The organism is Streptomyces sp. NPDC104381 (genome assembly GCF_055583745.1).
In genome coordinates this window covers 1-25,476 of record NZ_JBVJNK010000002.1, presented here as the reverse complement: position 1 = coordinate 25,476, position 25,476 = coordinate 1, and the positions used below count along the sequence as shown (strand labels likewise).

General features: G+C 71.4%; 16 protein-coding genes. 9 read left to right on the top strand and 7 right to left on the bottom strand.

The window, feature by feature from the left end:
• Window positions 1-24 precede the first annotated feature (24 nt).
• Window positions 25-1,032 (top strand): LacI family DNA-binding transcriptional regulator, encoded by a 1,008-nt coding sequence (locus ACZ607_RS05155; RefSeq protein ID WP_469731917.1) that lies wholly within the window; start codon window positions 25-27, stop codon window positions 1,030-1,032.
• 79 nt (window positions 1,033-1,111) lie between these two features.
• Here the strand turns inward: ACZ607_RS05155 and ACZ607_RS05150 are convergent, their stop codons facing one another.
• The 6 genes from ACZ607_RS05150 to ACZ607_RS05125 are packed head-to-tail and all read right to left on the bottom strand — an operon-like array spanning window position 1,112 to window position 9,731.
• A complete protein-coding gene (locus ACZ607_RS05150; protein ID WP_469731915.1) occupies window positions 1,112-1,819 on the bottom strand; it encodes a glycoside hydrolase family 12 protein in 708 nt (235 codons plus the stop codon).
• Window positions 1,820-1,858: 39 nt separating this feature from the next.
• Window positions 1,859-4,078 (bottom strand): glycosyl hydrolase family 95 catalytic domain-containing protein, encoded by a 2,220-nt coding sequence (locus tag ACZ607_RS05145; protein ID WP_469731913.1) that lies wholly within the window; start codon window positions 4,076-4,078, stop codon window positions 1,859-1,861.
• On the bottom strand, window positions 4,075-6,051 hold the full coding sequence (locus tag ACZ607_RS05140) for a beta-galactosidase (RefSeq protein WP_469731910.1): 1,977 nt from the start codon (window positions 6,049-6,051) through the stop codon (window positions 4,075-4,077). Before ACZ607_RS05140 ends, ACZ607_RS05145 begins: the two co-directional genes overlap by 4 nt.
• Before the next feature lie 47 nt (window positions 6,052-6,098).
• Window positions 6,099-7,034 (bottom strand): carbohydrate ABC transporter permease, encoded by a 936-nt coding sequence (locus ACZ607_RS05135; RefSeq protein ID WP_261988170.1) that lies wholly within the window; start codon window positions 7,032-7,034, stop codon window positions 6,099-6,101.
• Between the two features lie 5 nt (window positions 7,035-7,039).
• Complete coding sequence (locus ACZ607_RS05130; protein ID WP_469731908.1) at window positions 7,040-8,056, bottom strand: ABC transporter permease; 1,017 nt, start codon at window positions 8,054-8,056, stop codon at window positions 7,040-7,042.
• Window position 8,057: 1 nt separating this feature from the next.
• A complete protein-coding gene (locus ACZ607_RS05125; RefSeq protein ID WP_469731906.1) occupies window positions 8,058-9,731 on the bottom strand; it encodes an extracellular solute-binding protein in 1,674 nt (557 codons plus the stop codon).
• Window positions 9,732-10,142: 411 nt separating this feature from the next.
• On the opposite strand from ACZ607_RS05125, the gene ACZ607_RS05120 reads away from it, so the two are divergent.
• Both ACZ607_RS05120 and yicI read left to right on the top strand, forming a co-directional pair.
• On the top strand, window positions 10,143-13,103 hold the full coding sequence (locus ACZ607_RS05120; RefSeq protein ID WP_469731904.1) for a glycoside hydrolase family 3 C-terminal domain-containing protein: 2,961 nt from the start codon (window positions 10,143-10,145) through the stop codon (window positions 13,101-13,103).
• The gene (gene yicI, locus ACZ607_RS05115) at window positions 13,100-15,367 is read left to right on the top strand and encodes an alpha-xylosidase (protein ID WP_469731902.1); all 2,268 of its coding nucleotides are present in this window, start codon (window positions 13,100-13,102) and stop codon (window positions 15,365-15,367) included. The genes ACZ607_RS05120 and yicI overlap by 4 nt, the downstream gene beginning before the upstream one ends.
• 170 nt (window positions 15,368-15,537) lie before the next feature.
• Here yicI and ACZ607_RS05110 read toward each other — a convergent pair whose 3' ends face one another.
• Complete coding sequence (locus ACZ607_RS05110; RefSeq protein WP_469731900.1) at window positions 15,538-16,491, bottom strand: intradiol ring-cleavage dioxygenase; 954 nt, start codon at window positions 16,489-16,491, stop codon at window positions 15,538-15,540.
• 135 nt (window positions 16,492-16,626) lie between these two features.
• On the opposite strand from ACZ607_RS05110, the gene ACZ607_RS05105 reads away from it, so the two are divergent.
• The 6 genes from ACZ607_RS05105 to ACZ607_RS05080 all read left to right on the top strand — a co-directional run bounded on the left by ACZ607_RS05105 (window position 16,627) and on the right by ACZ607_RS05080 (window position 25,256).
• Complete coding sequence (locus tag ACZ607_RS05105) at window positions 16,627-17,556, top strand: LLM class F420-dependent oxidoreductase (protein WP_469731898.1); 930 nt, start codon at window positions 16,627-16,629, stop codon at window positions 17,554-17,556.
• Window positions 17,557-17,959: 403 nt separating this feature from the next.
• Complete coding sequence (locus ACZ607_RS05100) at window positions 17,960-19,492, top strand: aldehyde dehydrogenase family protein (protein WP_469731896.1); 1,533 nt, start codon at window positions 17,960-17,962, stop codon at window positions 19,490-19,492.
• An 80-nt stretch (window positions 19,493-19,572) separates the two neighbouring features.
• Window positions 19,573-21,144 carry a GMC family oxidoreductase gene (locus ACZ607_RS05095; RefSeq protein WP_469731894.1) on the top strand — a complete coding sequence of 524 codons (1,572 nt, stop codon included), beginning with the start codon at window positions 19,573-19,575 and terminating at the stop codon, window positions 21,142-21,144.
• Window positions 21,141-22,289, top strand: coding sequence for a quaternary amine ABC transporter ATP-binding protein (locus ACZ607_RS05090; protein WP_469731892.1), 1,149 nt, complete (start codon window positions 21,141-21,143; stop codon window positions 22,287-22,289). Before ACZ607_RS05095 ends, ACZ607_RS05090 begins: the two co-directional genes overlap by 4 nt.
• Entirely contained in the window at window positions 22,289-24,271 is a 1,983-nt protein-coding gene (locus ACZ607_RS05085; RefSeq protein WP_469731890.1) for an ABC transporter permease, read from the top strand. Before ACZ607_RS05090 ends, ACZ607_RS05085 begins: the two co-directional genes overlap by 1 nt.
• A 1-nt stretch (window position 24,272) precedes the next feature.
• Window positions 24,273-25,256, top strand: coding sequence for an ABC transporter substrate-binding protein (locus ACZ607_RS05080; protein ID WP_469731888.1), 984 nt, complete (start codon window positions 24,273-24,275; stop codon window positions 25,254-25,256).
• Window positions 25,257-25,476 lie beyond the last annotated feature (220 nt).

Sequence of the window (25,476 nt, the reverse complement as noted above, 5' to 3'; positions counted from 1 at the left end):
CGCCATCTGTAGGGGAGAAGCCGAATGGTCACGCTTGCCGAGGTCGCCCAGCACGCCGGAGTCTCCGCGAGCACGGTGAGCTACGTCCTCAGCGGTAAGCGGTCGATCTCGGCCTCCACCCGCGAACGTGTGGAACACAGTATCCAGCAGCTGGGCTACCACCCCAACGCCGGTGCCCGCGCCCTCGCCAGCAGCAGGTCCAACATCATCGCGCTGATGGTGCCCCTGCGCACCGACATGTACGTGCCGGTGATGATGGAGATCGCCATCGCCGTCGCGACGAGCGCCCGTACGCACGGTTACGACGTCCTGCTGCTCACCGGCGAGGAGGGCCCGGCGGCCGTCCGGCGCATCGCGGGCAGCTCGCTGGCCGACGCGATGATCCTGATGGACGTCGAACTGCACGACGAACGGCTGCCGCTGCTCCGTGACTCGGGCCGCACCGCCGTCCTCATCGGACTGCCCGCCGACACCTCCGGGCTGACCTGTGTGGACCTCGACTTCGAGGCCACCGGGGCGCTCTGCGTGGACCACCTCGCCGGCCTCGGCCACCGTGAGGTGGCGGTGATCGGTGAGGCGGCCGCCGTCTACGAGCGGCACACCGGCTTCGCCGAACGCACCGTGGACGGCATACGGGCCAAGGCGCAGGAGACCGGGGTGCGGATCCTGCACCGCCCCTGCGAGGGCGGGTACGCGGCGATGGCCGGCACCCTGGGCCGGATCTTCGACGAACGGCCGGGGACGACCGGCTTCATCGTCCAGAACGAGGCCGCAGTCGAGCCGCTGCTCAACCTGCTCCAGCAGCAGGGCCGAGCCGTACCGGAGGACGTGTCCGTGGTGGCCGTCTGCCCCGAACAGGTCGCGACGCAGGCGTCGGTGCGGCTGACGTCCGTGGCCATCCCCGCGCAGGAGATGGGGCGCAGGTCGGTGGAGCAGGTGGTCGCGAAGCTCACCGGCCGGGGCACGGACGAAGTGGAGCTGCTGGAACCCGTGCTGACGGTCCGTGCGAGCTCGGGACCGGCTCCGGTCTGACCGGGGCGGCCCCACCGCGTGCGGGGCGCACCGCACGGGGCGACACGGGCCGGGGGCGTCCCCCCGGCCCGTACCGGGATCAGCTCGACGAGACGTTGAACCCGTTGGTCGTGAAGTCCAGTCCGCCGGACGACGACGTGATCTCGTAGCCGAACTGGACGTCACCGATGGTCTCGTTGCCCCACCAGCCCTTGGTGTCCTTGATCCACTTGAGGATGGGCAGGATGTCCACGGTGCCCGACGACGAGTCGGAGGTCCGCAGGAACGAGAAGACCTCGTTCGCCCCGTTGTCGCCCTTGTAGACGGTCCAGGTGTGGCCGCCGAGGGTGACGTTCCCCTGGGAGGTGCCGAGGGGACCGACCGCGCCGTTGTAGTTGACCCAGAGCATGACCTCGTAGTCGTAGTCCGTGTCCCAGATGTCGTACGAGGTGTTGTACGCGCCGGACGACGGGACGGTCACGTTGTAGCCGCTGGTCAGCGACGAGAGCGACGTGATCGGCTTGTTCACGATCTTCTTGGCGTTCGGGTACGACTTGATGCCGCCCGTGTTCGGGTGGTTCGCCGTCACGCCCCAGTTGCTGGAGGAGTTGGCCCAGATGGTCTGGGTGCCCGCTCCGGAACCCCAGATGTTGTTGTAGAGGATGTAGTTGTCCGACGTGGTGTAGTTGCCCCACTGCTCGGACGAGGTCCAGATCGCCGCGTGTGCGGGGGCCGCCGCGAAGCCGATCAGCGCGGCCACGGCCGCCGACGGCGCCAGGAGCAGCCTGGTCAGGGTGGAATGTGCCATGGGGTGTTCCTTCCATGTGGGGATGGAGGCTGGGAACTGCTACCGCGCCTCCAGGGTGAGGACGCGGTCCACGCCGGCCGTCAGCTCCAGCGGAGCCGGCGGCGTTCCGGCGGAGGTCTCGGTGAGGGCGAGCCCGTCGCCCGTACGCAGATCGACGCGGGCGTCGCGGGTGGGCCGCAGCACGGCGGTGGCGCCGTCCTCCGACCACCGCAGGTCCAGGTGGGCGCCGAACCGTGTCCGCACGCCCCGGAGTTCACCCGCCGGGCACGCGGCCGGGACGGCCGGCAGGAGCACCAGCCGGTGGGGTGCCGACTGGACGAGCGACTCGATCACGGCGGCGGGCAGGGTGTGGGCGGCGTCCGCGTTGTAGACGTTCCTGGACGGGTAGTGGGCGCTCATCAGGGAGTCGTGGAAGAAGTCGCCGCCCAGCACCGCGTCCAGCGCGGCCGACACCCGGGACGGGTCCCGCAGCCGGGCGGCGATCAGGGCGTGGTGCAGATGGCCGTGCGCGGAGTCGTTCTCCGAGCCGCGCAGCTCCAGCGCGCGGTGTGCGGCCGTGGCGAGTTCCGGTGTGTCGTACGGGTTGATCGCGTCCAGCGGCCACACCGGGTAGAGGTGGCTCAGATGGCGGTGGTCGTACGTCTCGCGCAGGCCCGGCCACGCCCACTCGGCGAGCGCCCCGTCCTCGTTGACCAGGTAGGCCGGGAGCCGGTCCGCGAGGGACCGCCAGAGGCCGGCCGACGGGTGATCGGGGGAGTGTTCGGCGGCCGTCGTCAGGGCGTGGCGGGCCGCGGCGATGTCCATGGTGGCGTTCACCGTGCCCCAGCTCGCGTTGGCGGGCCGGTTCTCCGGGGAGTACGAGGGCACGACGGCCACATTCCCGTCCGGGTCCTCCCGGCTGAGGAAGTCCTCGTAGAACAGGGCCACTTCGACCAGCGCGTCGGTCAGCGCGGGGTCGGGGGCGCCCGTGGTCACCTCGGCGTGCTCCAGCAGCGGCTGGAGCAGCCAGTCCGCCCCCGCCGTCCACAGGTGCAGCGGATAGGCGCGCTGGAAGTGCCGGGTGTGGCCCGAGAAGCCGTCCGTGTGGGACGGCGCGACGACGCCCCTGGCCCCGAAGAGAGCCCGGGCGTTGTCCCGCCAGTCCGCCGACTGGCCCTGGACCAGGGCCCTGTGCGCCTCCGTGACCTCAGGGAGCGCGGCCGTCGCGGCGGAGGCGATCTGGAGGTTGAGGTTGGCGTTCGTGGTGAAGGCACCGGACCACGCGGTGTCCCAGTCGCCGGTCCACAGGCCGGTCAGCCGGGGCGGCAGCATCCCCGACGAGGAGAGCAGGTGGTAGCGGCCCGCCGCGAAGAGCCGCTCCAGCAGCGCGGGGGAGTCGGGGGTGCGCAGCAGTTCGCTGCCGGACCGCTCACGCTCCGGCGCCGCGTCCCGCAGGGTGAGGGAGGCGCGCCCGTACGCGGTGCGGTGCAGCGGCCGGTGGCGGGCCAGCAGCGTGGCGTAGTCGTCGCACGGCAGGGCGGCCCACAACGCTCCGAGGTCCGGGTGGCCGGGCCCTTTGACCACCCGGGTCGTCAGCGTGAGGCTCCGCGCGCCCTCGATCCGGATGCCTTCGCCGGCCACCGTCACGGTGCCGCCGTCGACCCGCGCCACCGTGACACCCGTGTAGCCCGGGCTGCCACCCGGATAGCCCACCCGCAGTGCCAGACGCGCGCCCTGCGGGGTCAGCACGGTGGAGCGGCCGACGGCCAGCTGCGCGGGGGCGCCGGGCAGCGCGTGGTCCAGGACGAGGTCGGCGGTCAGCCCGAGGTCGGTGATGTGCTGAACGACCACGTCGTCGGCCCGCGACACGAAGACACCGCTGCGCCAGGCCTCGTAGGACGCGGTCACCTCGCCCGTCGTGAAGTCGACCTCGCGGCGGTAGCCGGCGACCGCCTCGTGCAGGCCACGGGAGCGGCGTACGCGTGACTGGAACGCCGGGTGGAAGGGCTGCACCCACACCAGGGGAAGCCCCGCGCCGAAGTCCTCGGCCGCCGTCGTGTCCCCGGCCAGGAGCGCGTCCTGGAGGCGCCCGAGCCGGTCGGCGAGCTCCGGCGGCCGCAGGCCCTCGCTGCCGTTGGGCCGCACCAGCGTGTGGTGGTCGACGATCACCCGGTCGTCCGCCGGATCGCCCCACACCATGGCCCCGTGGCGGCCGTTGCCGCTGAGGAAGGCATCCTCCCACCGGGTGGCGGGGCGGGGCTCCCACGTGCCGTCGATCATGCGGACGCTTCCCGGAGGACGGCCACGCCGTAGCGGCCCAGTTCCACACCGTCGTCGGCCCCGGCGCCCGTGAGCACGTCGGTGTGAAGGCCCGTGAGCTCCACCCGTACGGGGGACCGGCCGTGGTTCAGCAGGAAGAGCAGTCCGCCGCGGCGCACCGCCTCCACCCCGGCGGGCAGCCCCTCCAGCACCGGGCGCACGCCGGCGCCGGCCGCCGCCCGGCCGAGCAGTTCCCGCAGGGCCCGGCGCTCGGGCAGGGTCGAGACGTACCACGCGGTGCCCTTGCGGAGCACGGCCGGGAGCCCGTCGAGCTCGCCACCGGTGTACGCGGCGACCGTCTCCGCGCTGCCGTCGGGCTCCAGCTCCTCCGACCACAAGGTGCCCCGGAAACCGTCGCACTCCACCGCCGCGTCCGCGTCCAGCGGCCACCACTCGTGCACCGTACGGATGCCGAACAGCTCCCGCAGACGGCTGTCCATGCCGCCCGGCCTGATCCGGTCGTCCACGTCCGTGACACCCGTGAAGAACCCGCACACGAGGGTCCCGCCGCCCCGCGCGTACGCGACGAGGTTGTCCACCGCCGCGTCGGAGAGCAGCTGGAGCTGCGGCACGAGCACCATGCGGTACCCGCTCAGGTCGGCGTCGGGGCGGGCGAAGTCCGTGCCGATCCCCTCCTCCCACAGGGCCCGGTGCCAGGTCCGGAGCAGCTCCGGGTACGAGACGAGGGAGGACGGCCGGCCGTCCTGGGTGCTGGACCACCAGGCGTCCCAGTCGTGCAGCACCGCGACGTCGGCGGGCACGCCGGTGCCGCTCACCTCGCCGCCGATCAGGGCGAGTTCGGCGCCGATGCGCTTGACCTCGCGGAAGGTGCGGCCGTCCTCACCGGCATGGCCCAGCATCCCGGAGTGGAACTTCTCCGCGCCCTGCCGGGACTGCCGCCACTGGAAGTAGCAGAGGGCGTCCGCTCCTCTGGCCACCGCCTGAAGGGACCAGAGCCGGTTGAGCCCGTCCGGCTTGGGGTGGTTGACGGGGCGCCAGTTGACCGTGCCGGCCGCCTGTTCCATCACCATCCACGGCCCGCGGGCCTGCGAGCGGGTCATGTCGGCGAGCATCGCGTTGTACTGGCCGCCCCGCGGGTCCGCCGGGTCGGGGTAGACGTCGACGGAGACGATGTCCTCCTGCTCCGCCCAGGCCCAGGCGTCCTGGCCCGACCACAGCGGCATGAAGTTGGTCGTCACCGGGATGTGCGGGGTGTGCCGGGCGACGATGTCCCGCTCGGCGGTGTAGCACTCCAGGAGGGCGTCGGAGGTGAACCGCTTGAAGTCCAGCTCCTGGGCCGGATTGCGCAGGTACTGCGCCCGGCGCGGCGGCAGGATCTCCGCCCAGGAGTCGTAGCGCTGACTCCAGAACGCGGTGCCCCACGCCTCGTCGAGCGCGTCCAGGGTGGTGTAGCGCGACGCCAGCCAGCGGCGGAAGTGGGCGGCGGTCTCGTCGCACCAGCAGTGCGTGCAGTACTCGTTATTGATGTGCCACACGGTGAGCGCCGGATGGGCGGCGTACCGTGCGGCGAGGTCCTCGGTGAGGGCCGCGGCGTAGTGCCGGTACACCGGTGAGCTCGGGCAGAAGTGCTGCCGGGAACCGTAGTTGACGAGCGAGCCGTCCTCGGCGCGCGGCAGCGTCTCCGGGTGGAGCGCTCCCATCCACGGCGGTGGCGAGGACGTGGGGGTGGCGAGCACCACGCCGATGCCATGGCCGTGCAGAAGGTCGAGCAGCCGGTCCAGCCAGCCGAACTCACGGGCGCCCGGGCGCGGTTCGATCATCGCCCAGGAGAAGACCCCGACGGTGACGGAGTTGACCCCGGCCTCCTTCATCAGCCGTACGTCGTCGGCCCACACCTCCTCGGGCCACTGCTCGGGGTTGTAGTCGCCCCCGAAGAGGATGCGGCCACGGGTGGCGTCGTACAGGGACGGCATGGATCTGGATCCTCCACTGGGGGCGGTGAACGGCGACGGGACGTGGCTCAGCCCTTGACGGCGCCGGTGAGCATGCCTTCCTTGAAGTGCTTCTGCACGAAGGGCGACAGGAACGCGACCGGGATCAGGGCCAGCACCATCACCGCCATCTGGATGGCGAGCGGCGACAGATGGCCGGTGTTGATGACCTGGGCGAGCCCGGTGGGCCGCTCCTGCTTGAGCACCAGCTGGTTCATCACGTTCTGGAGCGGCATCATCTCCGGGTCGCTGATGTAGATCGACGCGTTGAACCAGGCGCTCCAGTAGCCGACCGCGTAGAACAGCGTGATCACGGCGATGACCGCGCGGGACAGCGGCATGACGATCTGCCACAGGATCCGGAAGTCGCCGGCCCCGTCGATCCGGGCGCTCTCGATGAGCTCCTGGGCCGTACTCATGAAGAAGGCGCGCAGGACCAGGATGTTGAAGACGTTCAGGGCACTCGGCAGGATCAGCGCCAGATAGGAGTCGGTGAGCCCGAGCCCCTGGACCACCAGGTAGGTGGGGATGAGACCGGCGCCGAAGAACATCGTGGCGAGCATGAACACCAGCAGCGGCCGGTGCAGCACGGACCCGGTGCGCGAGAGGCCGTACGCGCACATGATGGACACCGCCATGCTGAAGACCGTGCCGACCAGGGTCACACAGACGCTGATCACGGTGGCCCGGGTGACCTGGCCGCCGCCGAGCAGCTCCTGGTACGCCACGAACGTGATGCCGCGCGGGATCACCACCAGCCCGCCGGCCTCGGTGATGGTCCGCACCGAGGACAGGCTGGTGACGATCACCACCCAGAGCGGGAAGAGGACGGCCAGGCAGATCAGGACCAGGACTACACCCTTGGAGGCGAGGCCCGTCCGCGACGGCTCCTCCTCCCACGCGGGACGCAGACGGCCGCGGGTTCCCGGCTTCACCCCGGCCAAGCCGGTCAGACCGGAGAGCAGGCTGCTCACTTCTTGTACACCCCCTGCTCACCCATGAGATGGGCGACCTTGTTGGCCCCGAGGACCAGCAGCAGACCGAAGATTCCCTTGACGATGCCGACGGCCGCCGCGTAACTGAATCCGCCGTTGGTGATACCGACGTTCCAGACGTAGGTGTCGAGCACCTCCGAGGCACCCGGCCCGACCGCCGTGCGCTGGAGCAGGATCTGCTCGAAACCGACGGTCAGCGCGTTGCCCACCTGGAGGACCAGCAGCAGCGCCACGACGGGACGCAGGGCCGGCAGGGTGATGTGCCAGATCCGGCGCCAGCGGTTCGCGCCGTCCATCGCGCTCGCCTCGTAGAGGTCCGGACTGACCGCGGCCAGGGCGGCGAGGAAGACGATGACACCCCAGCCGGCGTCCTTCCAGATCATCTCGAAGGTGATCAGGAACTTGAACAGACCGGGGTCGGTCATCAGGTCGAAGCCCTCGTGACCGTGCTCCCGCAGGGTCTGCGCGATGAGCCCCGCGCCGCCGAACATCTGCTGGAACACGGTGACGACCAGGACCCAGGAGAAGAAGTGCGGCAGATAGAGGATGGCCTGTGCCACCGCCCGGACCCGGGGCCGCACGAAGCTGTTGATGAACAGCGCGAGCAGGATCGGCACCGGGAAGAACAGCGTCAGCTGCAGCAGGAAGATCACCAGCGTGTTCCGCAGCGCCGACCAGAACAACCGGTCGTTCACCATCTGCTGGAACCACTCGAACCCGACCCAAGGGCTCTGCGTGATCGCCTGGAAGGCGTTGTCCGCGACGTACGGGTCGTAGTCCTGGAAGGCGACGACGTTGCCCGCGAGCGGGATGTACGCGAAGACCAGCAGGAGCAGCATCGCGGGCAGGGTCATCAGCAGCAGCGTGCGGTCCCGGCGCAGCCGGTGCCGCAGGGGCATGCCCTTGGCGGCGGGCCGGTCACCGGCCGCCTGCGTCGTGACCGGCGGCGTCCGTGACTCCCGCGCGCGCCGGTCCTCTGTGCTCAGTGACATGTCAGGAAGCCGACTCACCGGTCTCGTCGAGCAGCTTCTTGTACCAGTCGCGGAGCTTGTCGCCGCCCTTGGTCTTCCAGTCGGAGACCTGCTGCTGCATGTCGCCGACCTTCTTGCGGCCGCGCACGATGTCCTTCTCCAGGTCCTCGAACTGCGCGTTGAGCTCGGTGTAGCGCGTCGGCTCCTGGATCTGCATGCCGTGGAAGAGCGGCTTCCTGAGGTGCGCCCCCTGGCGCTGCTGCCACTCGATGACGCCCTTCACCACGTCCGGGTGGTCGGGATAGGCGCGGAAGGGTGCCGAGGTGGCGATGTACTCGTAGGTGGCGAAGACCTGGTTGTTGCCCTGCTCGGTCTTGGTGAGGACACCGCCCTTGAGGGTGTGGTGGGTGCCCTCCAGGCCGTACGCCTTCAGACGCTGCTCCTTGGTGCCGTAGGGAGCGGCGGTGTAGTTGGCGAGGGCGAGGACGTCCTCGATCGTCTTCTTGTCCGCGTTCTTGTTGACGAAGCACCAGATGTTGGAGGGCGCGGCCTCGTAGATCACCGGGTCCCCGCCGTCGTGGGCGAAGAAGTCCATCGCGCCCATCCGGAAGTCCGGCTTGTCCAGGCGCTGGATCGCGGAGGCCGCGTACCAGTCGGAGATGTCCGCGTTGTACATCAGGGCGTTGCCGGACGAGAACGTGGTGCGCATGTCACCCGTCTCGGCCTTGGCGTCCGGGTGCACGAAGCCGGCCGAGTACAGCGAGCGTGACCACTCCAGGGCCTCGAGGTACTCGTCGGTCTCGTAGCGGTTGACCAGCTTGCCGTCGACGAGCTTCCAGTAGTACGGCTTCTCGGGCAGCACCCCGAAGAAGACGAACGCGGACCACGTCATGTCGCCGCACGCCCACACCTTGCTCTTGGGGGCGTTGATCTCCTTGCAGAGGTCGTAGAACTCCTGCGTGGTGGTCGGGACCTCGTACCCCTTCTCCTCGAAGATGTCCGCGCGGTAGAAGGGGGTGATGTTGGGCGTCGCCTCGGCCGGCATGGGAAGGCCGCGGAGCTTCTCGGCGAAGACACCGCGCTGCCAGGCACCGGTGGGGATGGCCGCCAGGTTCGGGTAGGCCTTGACCTTGTCGCCCGAGAGGTAGGGGCCGAGGTCGGCGAACTTGTTGGCGATGGCGCTGGGGATCTTGCCGCCCAGTTCCCAGCCGGGCACGACCACGGCGTCCGGGATGCTGCTGGAGGCGAGCACCGCGCCGAGCTTCTGGCCGTAGACGTTGCCGTCCTGGTTCTGCCACTTGACCTTGACGCCGACGGCCTCGTCCATCGCCGTCCAGTACGGGTTGCCCTCACCGGGCGACGTGCCCCACAGCGGTGCCATGATGCTCAGTTCGCTGCCCTGGCCCAGCTTCTTCGGCACCGAGACCGCCAGCTCGTCGGCCGGGAGCGCGGTGGTGAAGCCGACGGCGGAGCCGTTCTTGCTGGGGATGTCGGGGGTGACCGCCTTCGACGGCACGTAGGCGGGCAGGAGGTCCTTCAGCTTCTTGCCCGTGGTCGTGCCCTCGTTCTTCGCTCCGCCGGAACCGCCGCCGCAGGCTGCGAGGAGCGGCATCCCGCCGCCCACGGCTGCCGCGACAACCACCGAGGAGGCGAGGAATCGTCTCCGGCTGGGAGCGGAGGAGGAGTTCGGCGTCATGGGGTCAACCCTTCGTGGTGCAACAGGACGGCCCGCGGCGGCGACTGCCGCTCGGCCCTGTGTCTGAGGTAGGGGGCGTTACCGGCCGAGCCGGTGGCACTGCACCGGCTGAGCTGAAGCGGTCAACGGGCTGCCTCGTCGAAGCGCTTCGATGTTGCAGCGAGGTTAAGTGAAGGGTCCCGGCCACACAAGAGTTCGTTTCGATATTCCTCGGACCTGTTCCGAAGCGCTTCTCTTCGTGGCGCGGCTCAAGCGCAGCCGGAAGAGCCTCGTCGAGGCCGCAGTCCCCTTGACACCTGCGGGGTCGGCCGCAGAGCATCGAAGCGCTTCGAAAGATCTTCTCCTCGCGTCGATGGACCACTCGGCGCCCGCAGACCCTGAAACCTCCCACCTCTCCAAGGGGACCCGCACGTGACGGACCATCCGCTTCCCTTCCGCGACCCGCAGCTGTCCTTCTCCCGGCGCGCCGACGATCTGCTCGGACGGCTCACGCTCGACGAGCGGATCGCGATGCTCCACCAGTTCGCCCCCGCGGTGGAGCGGCTGGGCCTCGGCCCGTTCCGTACCGGACAGGAAGCCCTGCACGGGGTCGCCTGGATGGGACCCGCCACCGTCTTCCCGCAGGCCGTCGGCCTCGGCGCCACCTGGAACGACGACCTGGTCCGCCGGATCGGCGAGGCCGTCGGCGACGAGGTACGCGCCAAGCGCGCCCAGGACGACCGCGTCGGGCTCAACGTCTGGGCGCCGACGGTGAATCTGCTGCGCCACCCGCTGTGGGGCCGCGGCGAGGAGGGTTACTCCGAGGACCCCGCGCTGACCTCCGCCATCGCCGTCGCCTACACCCGGGGACTGCGCGGCGACGACCCCCGTTACTGGCGCACCGCCCCCGTGCTCAAGCACTGGCTCGCGCACAACAACGAGACCGACCGCGACACCGCCTCCTCCTCGGTCCGCCCGCGCGTCCTGCACGAGTACGACCTGCGGGCCTTCCGTGACGCGGTGCGCGCCGGCGCGGTGGCCGGGGTCATGCCCGCCTACAACCTGGTCAACGGCCGCCCCAACCACGTCTCCCCTCTCCTGGAGCAGCAACTGCGGAGCTGGACCGACCAGCCGCTCGTCGTCTGCTCGGACGCGGGCGCGCCCTCCAACCTGGTCGACTCCGAGCACTACTTCGACACCCACGAGGAAGCGACGGCCGCCTCCCTGAAGGCGGGCGTCGACAACTTCACCGACCACGGCACGGACTCCACGGTCATGACCGGCCGCATCCGCGACGCGCTGGCGAAGGGCCTCATCGACGAGAGCGACATCGACACGGCCGTCCACCGGCTGCTCTCCCTGCGCTTCGCACTCGGCGAGTTCGACCCCGAGCTCGATCCGTACGCCCGGGTGGACGCCCTGGACACCGAGGAACACCGGGCGCTCGCCCTGGAGGCCGCGGAACAGGCCGTCGTCCTCCTCAAGAACGACGGTCTGCTGCCCCTGGAGCCGGCGCCCGGCCGGACCGTCGCGGTGGTCGGGCTTCTCGGCGACGCCTGCAAACTCGACTGGTACAGCGGCACGCTCATGCACCGCGCGACCCCGCTCGACGGATTCCGCGAACGGTACGGCGCCGGGAACGTCCTCTTCGCGGAAGGCGTGGACAAGGTCCGTCTGAGGTCCTCCGACGGCTGGCTCCGGGTCCCCGTCGCCGAGGGGGCCACGGATGGGGAGGCGCGCGGCGCGGAAGGCGCGCTCGACCCGGCGCTCCTCGCCGGCCGCACCGACCTGCCCCCGCTGACCTGCGGCGAGGAGGCCACCGAACTGGCCCTCGTCGACTGGGGCGACGGCGTCCTGACTCTGCGCACCGACGAGGGGCTGTACCTCTCCGTGGCCGACGACGGGTACGTCAGGGCGTCCGCGGACGAGCCGGGCGGCTGGGTCGTCCAGGAGACGTTCCGCCTGGAGGAGGTGGAGGGGCACGACGGCGGGCACCGCCTTCTGCACATGGGGACCGGTGGGTACGTGTCGGTTGCCGCCGACGGCGCGAAGGTTGCCGTGTCGGGCGAGAAGATTTCCCGTGACGACGCCACGGTCCTCGCGCTGGAGACCGTCGAGTACGGCGCGGACGCCGTGGCCAGGGCCGCCGCGGCCGCCGACACCGTGATCGTCGTCGCGGGCAACGACCCCCACATCAACGGCCGTGAGACCGAGGACCGTACGACCCTCGCCCTCCCCGCCCAGCAGGACCGCCTGTGGCGCGCCGCCCACGCCGCCAACCCGCGTACGGTGCTCGCCCTGACCTCCGCCTACCCGTACGCGGTCACCGACGCGGCGGAGACGCTGCCCGCCCTGCTCTGGACCGCGCACGGAGGGCAGGCCGCCGGCACCGCGCTCGCCCGGGTGATCGCCGGCGACGTCTCCCCGGCCGGCCGGCTCCCGCAGACCTGGTACGCGAGCGACGACGACCTGCCCGGCCTGTTCGACTACGACATCATCGGCTCCCGGCAGACGTACCTCTACTTCGACGGGACCCCGCTCTTCCCGTTCGGCCACGGCCTCGGGTACGCCGCCTTCGGGTACTCCGACCTCAGGGCGGAGGTGGACGGCGACCGGCTGCGGATGTCACTGACCGTCACCAACGACGGCTCCGTCGCGGCCGACGAGGTGATTCAGCTCTACGTGCGCGCGGCCGTGCCCGGACGGCCGGACTCGCCCGTGGAGCCCGGTACGGTCGGCGGCAGACGCCTCGGTCGCCTGCTGCCCGCCGCGGCCTTCCCCTCGGACCTGCCACGGCTCACGTTGGCAGCCCACCGCCGGACGCACCTCGCGCCGGGCGTGGCGGAGCGTATCGAATTCGATGTGGCCGTCGAGGAGTTGGGTCACTGGAGCGTGGCCCACAGCCGGTGGACCGTCGAGCCCGGCACGTACGAGATTCTCGCGGGCGCGTCGAGCGCCGACATCCGGCTCACCGCCACGGTGGCCGTCGACGGTGAAGCGGAAGGGCCCCGCCCGGTGGTGGCGCGCGGCTTGGACGCGGCCGACTACGACTGGCAGCGGGGCACGGTGATCGTCGACCGCGCCAAGGCGGGGGGCGACGCCGTGGCCCCCGCCTCCGCCGGCGAGGCGGGACGGCTCGTCTACCGGCTGTGCGACTTCGGTGAGGGGGCGGCCGGACTGACGTTGTTCGTCTCGGGGGAGGGGTGCGTCGAAGTGAGCGGTGGCGGATTCGGCACAGCGATCCAGTTCCCGGACACCGGCGGCCTGTACGACTACCGGGCCATCGAGGTCGAGAAGGAGATCCGTGGCGTGGTGAGCGAGTTGTGCATCGACCTCTCGGGCAACGTGCGCCTCGCCCGCATCGAAGCCCTTCACTCCGAGGAGTCCGCATGAGATTCACCGACGGCTTCTGGCTCATGCGTGAGGGCGTGAGCGCCTCCTACGCGACCGAGATCCGCGATCTGCGGGTGGAGGACGACCGGTTCACCGCCCACGCCGCCGTCAAGCGGGTCGCCAAACGCGGCGACACGCTCAACACCCCGCTGATCACGGTGGAATGCTTCTCTCCCGCCGAGGGTGTCATCGGCGTGCGCACCACCCATCACGCCGGCAGGGCCCACCGCGGACCCGACTTCACCCTCCTGCCGGGTGACGGCGACACGCCGCACGCCCGCACCCGCAGGGACGGCGCGGTCACCGAACTCACCAGCGGGCCACTGACGTTGCGGATGGACGGCGACGGGCCCTGGGGGATCACCTTCCTCGACGGCGACGGCCGGCGCCTCACCGGGGTGGACCCGAAGGGCACCGCCTTCGCGACCACCCCCGACGGCGTCCACCACATGATCGCCCAACTCGCCCTGGACGTAGGCGAGTACGTCTACGGGCTCGGCGAGCGCTTCACGCCGTACGTGAAGAACGGCCAGAGTGTGGACATCTGGCAGGCGGACGGGGGCACCAGCAGCGAACTGGCCTACAAGAACATCCCGTTCTACCTCTCCTCGCGTGGTTACGGCGTGTTCGTCAACCACCCGGGCAAGGTCTCCTTCGAGGTCGGTTCGGAGTCCGTGGGCCAGGTGCAGTTCAGCGTCGAGGACCAGTCGCTGGAGTACTACATCGTCGCCGGCCCGACCCCGAAGGACGTCCTGTCGCGGTACACGGCCCTGACCGGACGGCCCGCGCTGCCACCGGCCTGGTCGTTCGGCCTCTGGCTGACCACCTCGTTCTGCACGTCGTACGACGAGGCCACCGTCACCTCCTTCGTCGACGGCATGGCCGAGCGCGGGATCCCGCTGAGCGTCTTCCACTTCGACTGCTTCTGGATGCGGGAGTACCAGTGGTCGGACTTCCTCTGGGACCCCGAGGTCTTCCCCGACCCGGAGGGCATGCTGGCCCGCCTCAAGGAGCGCGGACTGCGCATCAGCATGTGGATCAACCCGTACATCGCCCAGAAGTCGGCCCTGTTCGCGGAGGGCGCCGCGCTCGGCCACCTCGTCGAGCGGCCCAACGGCGACATCTGGCAGTGGGACCTGTGGCAGCCGGGGATGGCGCTGGTCGACTTCACGAACCCGGCGGCCACCGCCTGGTTCCAGAGCAAGCTCAAGGGTCTGCTGGACCAGGGGGTCGACTGCTTCAAGACGGACTTCGGCGAGCGCATCCCGACGGACGTCGTCTGGCACGACGGCTCCGACCCGGAGCGGATGCACAACTACTACGCGCAGATCTACAACCGCGCCGTCTTCGAGCTCCTGGAGAAGGAGCGCGGCACCGGCGAGGCGGTCCTCTTCGCCCGGTCCGCGACGGCGGGCGGCCAGCAGTTCCCCGTGCACTGGGGCGGCGACTGCTTCGCGTCGTTCACCGCCATGGCGGAGTCGCTGCGCGGCGGTCTCTCCCTGTCGCTGTCCGGGTTCGGCTTCTGGAGCCATGACATCGGCGGCTTCGAGGGCACGCCCGACCCGGCGGTCTTCAAGCGCTGGCTCGCCTTCGGTCTGCTCTCCTCGCACAGCCGGCTGCACGGCAATGTGTCGTACCGGGTGCCGTGGGAGTTCGGCGAGGAAGCCGTCGACGTGGCCCGGAAGTTCACCCTGCTCAAGCACCGGCTCATGCCGTACCTCTACGGCGTGGCCGTCGAGGCGCACCGCACGGGCGTCCCCATGATGCGGCCGATGCTGGCGGAGTTCCCCGGCGACCCCGCCTCCCGCACCCTGGACCGGCAGTACATGCTCGGCCCCGACCTGCTGGTCGCCCCGGTCTTCACTGAGGACGGCGAGGTCGAGTACTACGTCCCCGAGGGCACCTGGACCTCGCTGCTCACCGGCGAGCGGGTGACCGGCCCGGCCTGGCGGCACGAGACGCACGGCTTCGACAGCCTGCCGCTGCTGGTCAGGGACGGCGCCGTGCTCCCGTGGGGTGCCGACGACCAGCGCCCGGACGGGGACTGGCTCGACGGACTCACCCTGCGGGTCTACGGCTCGGCCGCCGGTGAGCGCACGGTCACCGTGCCGGACCTGACCGGCGCCGTGGCGGCGTCGTTCCGGGTCGTACGGGACGGTGCGGCTGTCCGGGTCACGGCGGAGGGCGGCGACCGGCCGTACCGCGTGAGTGTGGAGGCCACCGGAGCGGCGGGGGAGGGGAGCGGCACGGTGACCGTCGCCTGACCCGGCGGCAACGGATCGCTCGACGGGCCGTCGGCGGAGGGATCCTCCGCCGACGGCCCGTACGCGACCGCCTCGGACGCGCCGCCTCGGACGTGCCGCGTCGGACGCCCGATCGGATGCCGATCAGATGCCGGTCGGACGCGGCGCCGGACGCCGCGCCGGACGTCGCGTCAGGCGTCGGGCGAGGCGCTCGGCGAGGCGCTGGGGCCGGGCGGCGTGCCACCGCCGGGCATGCCCCCGCCTTCGTTGGTGGCGGCGGGGTCGACGGCCATGGTGAGGGAGCCGATGACGCCCCGCTCGATGTGCCGGCGGTCGTAGGAGAGATGGAGCAGACCCCCCTGCGCGCCGGTTCCCGGGTAGAGCATGTCCTCGTCGAGGGTCACCCGCGTCACCGTGTTCCCCGAGTAGGGGGCGAGGCCTTCGGTGGCCTTCACCGCGTTCTCGGCGAAGTAGAACTGCCCCGTGTGACAGGTGCGTCCGCCCTCGTAGCCGTCGGAGGTGCGGGTGCCGCCGGTGTGCACCTTGGTGTGGACGTGGACGGCGCGCCCGGTGTACCAGCCGGGGAAGACGGTCCGGAAGGTGACGAAGCCGTGCCGGTCGGTCATCTGGATGCCGCGCAGCCAGGTGAGGTCGTCCGTCGGGGTGGCATGGCCGCCCCCGCCACCGCCCGGGGGCGGGGTGCCCGGCGGCTGGGTGGGCGGTTCGCCGCCGCCCCCGCCGCCCCCGTTGCCGGTATCCGTGTAGCCCGAGTAGACGCCGGACGCGTCGCAGAGCCAGATCTCGATGGCCGAGTCGCGGATCGGCCTGCAGGTCGTGGTGTCCACCACGCGCAGGCGGAGCACGAGCGGGATGCCGGTGCGGTCCTCGACGACGTTCTTCCGGAACAGCTCGTAGTCGAGGTAGTACGGGCCTTCGATCGACTCGGTCGTCAGCTGCATGCACGCGTCGGCGGTCACGTCCGCCGCCTGCGAGCCGTGGCGGGCGCCGGAGCCGGCGGCGTGCGCGACGGCGCCGAGCCCGGTGAGGGCGACGGCGCCGGCCCCGCCGAGGGTGAGCATGCGACGGCGGGACAGGGCCCGTGAGACGGCGGCGTTGTCCGGCTCGTCATGGAGTGGGTTCGTCATGGACACGACGCTAAGAACGGTTCCTGTGAAAGACGTGTGGATCCGCGACCGTATCCGGCCAACCTCCGGGTGCCCCCAAAGGGCTGCTGGCGTAGGGTAGTTGCCTCGGTCGACCAGTGGGAGGGCGGTACACGTATGCCGGTTGCACTCGGTCTCGGTCTGCCGCAGATGAAGCAGTACGACATCGGCCGTGACGTCGCCGTCGTGGCGCGCGCCGCGGAAGCGGTCGGGTACGAGAGTCTCTGGGTGTTCGAGCGGGTCCTCTTCCCCGAGCCCGCGACCCAGGGGCTGTACGGAGTCCCGGGGCTCGCCTGGCCCGATCACTACCGGAGTGTCGCCGATCCGCTGGTCACGCTGACCCTGGCCGCCGCCGCCACCGAGCGGCCCCGGCTCGGCACGAGTGTGCTCGTCGCGCCGTTGCACGTGCCCTTCCAGCTCGCCCGCTCGCTGGCCTCGCTCGACGTCGCCAGCGGTGGCCGCCTGGTCGTCGGCCTGGGCACGGGATGGTCCCTGGACGAGTACGCCGCCGCCTCCGTCGCGCCCTTCGAGGAGCGTGGCGCCGTCCTGGACGAGTTGCTGGACGTGTGCGCGGCCGTCTGGGGGCCGGACCCCGTCTCGTACACGGGGAACCTGACCACGATCGCGCCCTCCGAGGTGGGGCCGAAGCCGGTACGCCCCATCCCCGTCCATCTGCCCGCGAACAGCCCCCGGGCCCTGCGCCGTCTGGTCGACCGGGCCGACGGCTGGATGCCCGTGGCCATGGGTGCCCCGGAGCTGTCCCGGCAGTGGCAGCGGGTGCGGGACGTCGCCGCCGAACGCGGGCGCGTCCGTCCGGTCGGGGTCTGCGCCCGGGCCAACGTGCGCCACAGCGCGACGCCTGTGCCGGGCAGTGGCCGAAAGCCCTTCCACGGCGACGTCACGCAGATCGTCGAGGATCTCCTCGCCCATGCCGCCACAGGGGTCCCGGAGATCGTCCTCGACCTCCAGAGCACGCTGCGTGACGCGTCGGAGCTCGTCGACGTGGCGACCGAGGTGTACGAGACGGCACGGGCCGCCGGGGTCTGAGCGGCGCCGGGGGACCGACCAGGCGCCGGCCACGTACCCGCGGGCCGCGCCCCGGACCGGTCGTGCCCCGGACCGGCCGTGCCCCGGACCGGGCGGCCACCGACCACCGCCGGACCGGGCGGCCACCATCCACCGCGCCCCCGGGACGCCTCCTCGTGCGTCGCATCCATCCACGCGGCTACCCTCCGTGACGTCCCCTGGACGACCCCGGAATGCCGCCCCTTCCGGACCGCCGTGTGAGGGCGCCGTAAGTGAGCCGCATCACCCAGAGTGAATATCTCGGCATACATCCGGCCGCAGCGGAAAGGGTCCCAGGCTGCTGGTGCCGTATCCCGGTCCACCGGCGCACAAGTGCTCGGCCGGACCGGTGCGGAGCAATCAGGCACGGAAGGCAGATCGCTACATGTCGGCTCCCACCTCGTCGGACCGCCCCACGGCCGCCCTGGACACCCTCCACATCGACGGCGTCTGGCGGGCCGCCGGATCAGGTGCGACGCGCGAGGTCCTCGACCCCGCCGACGCCACCGTCCTGGCTCATGTCTCCGAGGGCGGCATCGAGGACACCGACGCGGCCGTGGCCGCCGCCCGCCGTGCCTTCGACGACGGCCCCTGGCCCCACCGGCCCGTCGCCGAGCGAGCCGAGCTGCTGCGCCGCGTCGCCGGGCTCCTCCAGCGGGACCGCGAGGAGATCGCGATCACCGAGAGCCGCGACACCGGCAAGACCCTGGAGGAGGGCCGTGTCGACGTCGACGACGTCACCAACGCCTTCCGCTACTTCGCCGACCTCGTCATGAACGAGAGCGGCGGCCGGGTCGTCGACGCCGGCGACCCGGACGTCCACAGCGTCGTCGTCCACGAGCCGGTCGGCGTCTGCGCCCTGATCGCCCCGTGGAACTACCCGCTGCTCCAGGCCAGCTGGAAGATCGCCCCGGCCCTCGCCGCGGGCAACACCTTCGTGCTCAAGCCCAGCGAGGTCACCCCGCTCTCCACCGTCCACCTGATCAGGCTGCTCGCCGAGGCCGGACTGCCCGACGGCGCCGCCAACCTCGTCACCGGCGCGGGCGACCCCGTCGGCGCACGGCTCTCCGAGCACCCGGACGTCGACCTCGTCTCCTTCACCGGCGGGCTCGCCAGCGGCACCAAGGTCGCCCGGGCCGCGGCGCCCAGCGTCAAGAAGGTCGCCCTGGAGCTCGGCGGGAAGAACCCCAACGTCGTGTTCGCCGACGCGTGCGCCACGGACGAGGGCTTCGACACCACCGTCGACCAGGCACTCAACGCCGCGTTCTTCCACAGCGGCCAGGTCTGCTCCGCCGGCGCCCGCCTCATCATCGAGGAGTCCGTCCGCGACCGCTTCGTCACCGAACTCGCCCGCCGCGCCGACGCGATCCGCCTCGGCCGCGGCACCGTCGACGGCGTCGAGTGCGGCCCGCTCGTCTCCGCCCAGCAGCTCGCCAAGGTCGAGGCGTACGTGGCGTCCGCCCGTGAGGAGGGCGCCGTCGTCCGCTCCGGCGGAGCGCGCCCCGAGCCCTCCGACATCCGCCCCGCGAGCGGCTACTTCTACCGCCCCACCGTCCTGGACGGCTGCCACCGCGAGATGAAGGTGGTCCGCGAGGAGACCTTCGGACCGATCCTCACCGTCGAGACCTTCCGTACCGAGGAAGAGGCCGTCACGCTGGCCAACGACACGGAGTACGGCCTCGCGGGCGCCGTGTGGAGCACCGACGCGGGCCGCGCCCGGCGCGTCGCCGGCCGGCTGCGGCACGGCACCGTCTGGATCAACGACTACCACCCCTACCTCCCGCAGGCCGAGTGGGGCGGTTTCGGCAAGTCCGGTACGGGCCGGGAGCTCGGCCCCACCGGGCTCGCCGAGTACCGCGAGTCCAAGCACATCTACCAGAACCTCAACCCGCGCCCCCAGCGCTGGTTCGCCGGCTGAACAGAGCGGATCCACCCTCCCCGCCCGGCTGTTCGCAGCACCACGTACACGCAAGAACCTTGCAGAAGGAGCAGTGACCGATGCCCCCGTCCCCCAGCACCGCACGCCCCGAACCTGTCGACTACGTGATCGTCGGAGGCGGCACCGCCGGCTCGGTCATCGCCTCCCGCCTCACCGAGGACCCCGACGTCACCGTCACCGTCATCGAGGGCGGACCCACCGACATCGACCGGGAGGACGTCCTCACCCTCCGCCGCTGGCTCGGACTGCTCGGCGGGGACCTCGACTACGACTACCCCACCACCGAACAGCCGCGCGGCAACTCCCACATCCGGCACAGCCGCGCCCGGGTCCTCGGCGGCTGCTCCTCGCACAACACGCTGATCAGCTTCAAGCCGCTGCCCGGGGACTGGGACGAGTGGGCCGAGGCCGGCGCCGACGGCTGGGACGCCGCCTCCATGGACCCCTACTTCGGCCGGCTGCGCAACAACATCGTGCCCGTCGACGAGAAGGACCGGAACGCCATCGCCCGCGACTTCGTCGACGCCGCCCGGGCGGCGGCCGACGTCCCGCGCGTGGACAGCTTCAACAGGAAGCCCTTCCACGAGGGCGTCGGCTTCTTCGACCTGGCCTACCACCCGGAGAACAACAAGCGTTCCTCCGCCTCCGTGGCCTACCTCCACCCGCACATCGAGGCCGGTGACCGCCCCAACCTCTCGATCCTGCTGGAGACATGGGCGTACCGCCTGGAGTTCGACGGCAACCGGGCCACCGGGGTGCACATACGCACCCAGGACGGCGAGGAGACGCTCCTGCGCGCCACCCGCGAAGTGATCGTCTGCGCGGGCGCGGTGGACACCCCGCGGCTGCTCATGCACTCCGGGATCGGTCCGGCGAAGGACCTGACCGCGCTCGGCATCCCCGTCGTCCACGACGCACCCGGGGTCGGCGAGAACCTGCTGGACCACCCCGAGTCGGTCATCGTCTGGGAGACCGACGGGCCGATCCCGGAGAACTCCGCGATGGACTCCGACGCGGGCCTCTTCGTACGGCGTGACCCCGGATCCCGGGGCCCCGACCTGATGTTCCACTTCTACCAGATCCCCTTCACCGACAACCCGGAGCGCCTCGGCTACGAGAAGCCCGCGCACGGTGTGTCGATGACCCCGAACATCCCCAAGCCGCGCAGCCGCGGCCGGCTCTACCTCACCAGCGCCGACCCCGAGGTCAAGCCGGCCCTGGACTTCCGCTACTTCACCGACGAGGACGACTACGACGGCCGCACCCTGGTCGACGGCATCAAGCTCGCCCGCGAGATAGCGAAGACCGAACCACTGGCGCACTGGCTCACGCGCGAGGTGTGCCCGGGGCCCGAGGTCACGTCCGACGAGGACATCAGCGAGTACGCCCGCAAGGTCGCCCACACCGTCTACCACCCGGCCGGAACCTGCCGGATGGGAGCCGAGGGCGACCCGGCGGCCGTCGTCGACCCCCAGCTGCGGATCCAGGGACTGGAGGGCATCCGCATCGCCGACGCGTCCGTCTTCCCGACCATGCCCGCCGTGAACCCCATGATCGGCGTGCTGATGGTGGGCGAGAAGTGCGCAGAGCTGCTCCGAGCGACCCCGACCAGCGGAGGCGATGTCCGATGACCGAAGCCAGTACCCCCGTGACCCGTACCCCTGCCACCGGTGAGCCCGCGGCGGACACCCCCGCGGCCGGTGCCCCGGTGTTCAGCGTCAAGAACCTCTGGAAGGTCTTCGGCCCCAAGGCCGACCGCATCCCCGGCAGCGAGCACGCCGGCCTGCCCCCGGCCGAGCTGCGCGAGCGCACCGGCTGTACCGCGGCCGTCCGCGACGTCTCCTTCGACGTCGAGAAGGGCGAGGTCTTCGTCGTCATGGGCCTGTCGGGCTCCGGCAAGTCGACCCTCGTACGCTGTCTGACCCGGCTGATCGAGCCCACCAGCGGCACCCTCGCCATCGACGGCGAGGACGTCCTGGCCATGGACACCACGCGGCTGCGCGAACTGCGCCGCCACCGGGCCGCGATGGTCTTCCAGCACTTCGGCCTGCTGCCGCACCGCACGGTCCTCGACAACGTCGCCTACGGCCTGGAGATCCAGGGCCTCGGCAAGGCCGAACGGCGCGCCAAGGCCGCCGAACTGGTCGAGAAGGTCGGCCTCGCGGGTCTCGAGGACCGCCGGCCCGCCCAGCTCTCCGGCGGGCAGCAGCAGCGCGTCGGGCTCGCCCGTGCCCTCGCCGTCGACCCGTCCGTCCTCCTCTTCGACGAACCGTTCAGCGCGCTCGACCCGCTGATCCGGCGGGAGATGCAGGACGAGGTCGTCCGGCTGCACCGCGAGGAGGGCCGCACGATGGTCTTCATCACCCACGACCTCGGCGAGGCGCTCCGCCTGGGCACCCGCATCGCGCTGATGCGGGACGGCGGCATCGTCCAGCTCGGCACCCCCGAGGAGATCGTCGGCTCGCCCGCCGACGACTACGTACGCGAGTTCGTCCGGGACGTCCCGCGCGAACAGGTCCTCACCGTCGCCACCGCCATGCGCCCGCCGACCTCCGGCGAGGGCGACAGCGGCCCGGCCGTCCGGCCCGGGGCCACCGTCTCCGAGGCCATCGAGGCCGTCGCCCGCTCCGGCGACCCGGTCGCACGCGTGATGGAGGGCGGCAGGCTGCTCGGCGTCGTCGACCACGCGTGCCTGCTCGACGTGGTCGCGGGAGCGGACCCGGAGCCGGGAGGAAGCCCCGGCGCGGGTGCGGGAGCCCGTGAGGTGACCGTCTGATGGCCACCGCCCACGCCACGACCCGTACCGCCTCCGGTCCCCCGGGGAGCGGGCCCCTCGCCGCCCTGCGCGGCCGCCCCGCCCTCGGCAAGATCCTCCTCCTGCTGGTGATCGCCGCCGTCGCCGTACCCCTCGCGCACGCACGCTGGGGCGGCGGAGTCTGGCCCGGCGCCCTGACCGTCGACCTGAGCGGGCCGCTCGGCGAGGTCAACGACTGGATCATCGGCAACCGCGACAGCCACCCGCTGTTCCTCTACTTCTTCGGCCACATCAGCAACGCCGTCGTCCTCTCGGTGCGCGGGGTCTACCTGGCGCTGCTCGCCCTCGGCTGGGCCGGGGTCACCGCCGTCGCCGCACTCGTCGCCTGGCGCACGGCCGGCGGGCGCCTCGCCCTGACCGCCGGGGTCTCCTTCCTCGTGTGCGGCCTGCTCGGCATGTGGGTGCCGACCATGCAGACCCTCGCCCTGATGGTCGTCGCGGTCCTCGCCTCCGTGGTGCTCGGCCTGCTCCTCGGGCTCGCCGCGGGCCTCTCGGACCGTACGTTCCGGGTCCTGCGCCCCGTCCTGGACACCATGCAGGTGCTGCCCGCCTTCGCCTATCTGCTGCCCGTCGTACTGGTCTTCGGCATCGGCGTGCCCGGCGCGGTCCTCGCGACCGTCGTCTACGCGGCCCCGCCGATGGCCCGGCTCACCGCACTCGGACTGCGCGGCGCCGACGCGGGCGTCATGGAGGCCGTCGCCTCGCTCGGCGCGACCGGCCGCCAGCGCCTGCTGAGCGCGCGGCTGCCGCTGGCCCGCAAGGAACTGCTCCTCGGCCTCAACCAGACCATCATGATGGCGCTGTCCATGGCCGTCATCGCCTCCGTCATCGGCGCCGGCGGTCTCGGTGACCGCGTCTACCAGGCGCTCTCCTCCGTCGACGTGGGGGCCGCGCTCGCCGCCGGCATCCCCATCGTGCTGCTGGCCGTCGTCCTGGACCGTACGACCGAGGCGGCCGGCCGGAGGATCGGCACGGAGCCCACCGGTATCGAGGCCCTGCGCGGCGTACGCGGCTGGGGGCTCGCCGCCCTGATCGCCGCGGCCGTCGCCGTCGTCGGCCGCTTCGCCGGCGGCCGCGTCTGGCCCGAGGGCGGAGTCGTCCCCATCGCGGAACCGGTCAACACGGCCAAGGACTGGATGGTCGACCACCTCTACACCGGCATCCCGGTCATCGGCGGAACCGCCGACTGGGCCGCCCACTTCACCAACTGGGTCCTCAACCCGCTCCGCAGCGGGCTCCAGGGCCTGCCCTGGTGGGGCGTGCTGCTGATCGTCGCCGCCCTCGCCTGGACCATCGGCACCTGGCGCACCGCGCTCACCGCCGTCCTCGCCATGGCCGCCATCGGGGTCCTCGGCGTCTGGGACCTGTCGATGGACACGCTCAGCCAGGTCATCGCCGCCGTCGCCGTCACCCTGGTCCTGGGCTTCGGCATCGCCGTCGGCGCCGCGCGCAGCGCACGCCTCGAACGGCTGCTGCGGCCCGTCCTCGACGTCTTCCAGACGATGCCGCAGTTCGTCTACCTCATCCCGGTCGTCGCCCTCTTCGGCGTCGGCCGCGCCCCCGCCGCCGCGGCGGCCGTCGTCTACGCCCTGCCCGCCGTCGTCCGCATCACCACCCAGGGGCTGCGGGGCGTCGACCCCGCCGCGATGGAGTGCGCCCGCTCGCTCGGCGCCACCAGCGGCCAGCAACTGCGCCAGGTCCAGATCCCGCTGGCCAGGCCGGCCCTGCTGCTCGCCGTGAACCAGGGAGTCGTCCTGGTCCTCGCCGTCGTCATCATCGGCGGCCTCGTCGGCTCCGGCGCGCTCGGCTACGAGGTCGTGTTCGGCCTCGCCCAGGGCGACCTGGCCACCGGTCTCGTCGCGGGCGCCGCCATCGTCTGCCTGGGACTGATGCTGGACCGTGTCACCCAGCCCACCGCCCGCCGCCAGCGGAAGGAGAGCTGACATGGCTCGCACCCGTACCCGCGCCCGCCTCCGTACCGCCGCGACCGTCGCCTCGGCGGCGGGCCTGCTGGCCGTCACCGGCTGCGGCGCGGCCGACATGACCAAGCAGGCGTCCCCGTTCGCGGCCCCCGCCGACATCAAGACCGTCACCCTCTCCGTCCAGTCCTGGGTCGGCGCACAGGCCAACGTCGCCGTCGCGCAGAAGATCCTGGAGGACGAGCTCGGCTACCGCGTCGACCTCGTACAGACCGACGAGGTGCCCGCCTGGGACGCACTCAGCCAGGGCCGGGTCGACGCCATCCTGGAGGACTGGGGCCACCCCGACCAGGAGCAGCTGTACGTCAAGGACAAGAAGACGATCGTCCCCGGCGGCGACCTCGGCGTCACGGGCCACATCGGCTGGTACGTCCCCAAGTACTGGGCGGACGAGCACCCCGACGTCACCAACTGGAAGAACCTCGACAAGTACGCCGACGAGCTGCGCACGGCGGAGAGCGGCGACAAGGGCCAGCTGATGGACGGTTCGCCGTCCTACGTCACCAACGACAAGGCCCTGGTGAAGAATCTCGGCCTGGACTACAAGGTCGTCTTCGCCGGCTCCGAGGCCGCCCAGATCACCCAGATGCAGCAGTTCGCCAAGGAGAAGAAGCCCTTCCTCAGCTACTGGTACCAGCCGCAGTGGCTGTTCAACGAGGTGCCCATGGTCGAGGTGAAACTGCCCGAGTACTCCGACGCCTGCGCGGCCAAGGACCCCGCCGACATCGACTGCGCGTACCCGACGACCCCGCTCCAGAAGTACCTCAACGCGGACTTCTCCGAGCGGGGCGGGGACGCCGCCGCCTTCCTGAAGAAGTTCCACTGGTCGGAGAAGGACCAGAACGAGGTCTCCGAGCTGATCGCCTCGGAGCGGCTGACCCCCGACGAGGCCGCCGACCGCTGGATCGAGGGACACCCGGACACCTGGAAGAAGTGGCTGGACCGGTGATCTGAACCCGGATCCCCGAACGCCCTCAGCCGGCCGCCGCGGCACCAGCCGCGGCGGCCGACGCACGTCCGGGGGCGTCCTCGCGTTGCGCGGCGCACCCGGCGGAACTGCGCTTCACCTAGGCTGGTTCGTTTGGATCACTTCCGCTGGCCGAGGTCATCGTTGATGATGTCCACGTGACTCACCGCATCAGCGCACTGATCTCGGCAATCGGCCTCCT

Coding starts and splice junctions, on each gene's coding strand:
- ACZ607_RS05150 (WP_469731915.1), bottom strand. CDS start 1,819: ATGGCACATTCCACCCTGACCAGGCTGCTCCTGGCGCCGTCGGCGGCC.
- ACZ607_RS05090 (WP_469731892.1), top strand. CDS start 21,141: ATGACCGAAGCCAGTACCCCCGTGACCCGTACCCCTGCCACCGGTGAG.
- ACZ607_RS05095 (WP_469731894.1), top strand. CDS start 19,573: ATGCCCCCGTCCCCCAGCACCGCACGCCCCGAACCTGTCGACTACGTG.
- ACZ607_RS05155 (WP_469731917.1), top strand. CDS start 25: ATGGTCACGCTTGCCGAGGTCGCCCAGCACGCCGGAGTCTCCGCGAGC.
- ACZ607_RS05130 (WP_469731908.1), bottom strand. CDS start 8,056: ATGTCACTGAGCACAGAGGACCGGCGCGCGCGGGAGTCACGGACGCCG.
- ACZ607_RS05085 (WP_469731890.1), top strand. CDS start 22,289: ATGGCCACCGCCCACGCCACGACCCGTACCGCCTCCGGTCCCCCGGGG.
- ACZ607_RS05125 (WP_469731906.1), bottom strand. CDS start 9,731: ATGACGCCGAACTCCTCCTCCGCTCCCAGCCGGAGACGATTCCTCGCC.
- ACZ607_RS05110 (WP_469731900.1), bottom strand. CDS start 16,491: ATGACGAACCCACTCCATGACGAGCCGGACAACGCCGCCGTCTCACGG.
- ACZ607_RS05100 (WP_469731896.1), top strand. CDS start 17,960: ATGTCGGCTCCCACCTCGTCGGACCGCCCCACGGCCGCCCTGGACACC.
- ACZ607_RS05080 (WP_469731888.1), top strand. CDS start 24,273: ATGGCTCGCACCCGTACCCGCGCCCGCCTCCGTACCGCCGCGACCGTC.
- yicI (WP_469731902.1), top strand. CDS start 13,100: ATGAGATTCACCGACGGCTTCTGGCTCATGCGTGAGGGCGTGAGCGCC.
- ACZ607_RS05105 (WP_469731898.1), top strand. CDS start 16,627: ATGCCGGTTGCACTCGGTCTCGGTCTGCCGCAGATGAAGCAGTACGAC.
- ACZ607_RS05145 (WP_469731913.1), bottom strand. CDS start 4,078: ATGATCGACGGCACGTGGGAGCCCCGCCCCGCCACCCGGTGGGAGGAT.
- ACZ607_RS05140 (WP_469731910.1), bottom strand. CDS start 6,051: ATGCCGTCCCTGTACGACGCCACCCGTGGCCGCATCCTCTTCGGGGGC.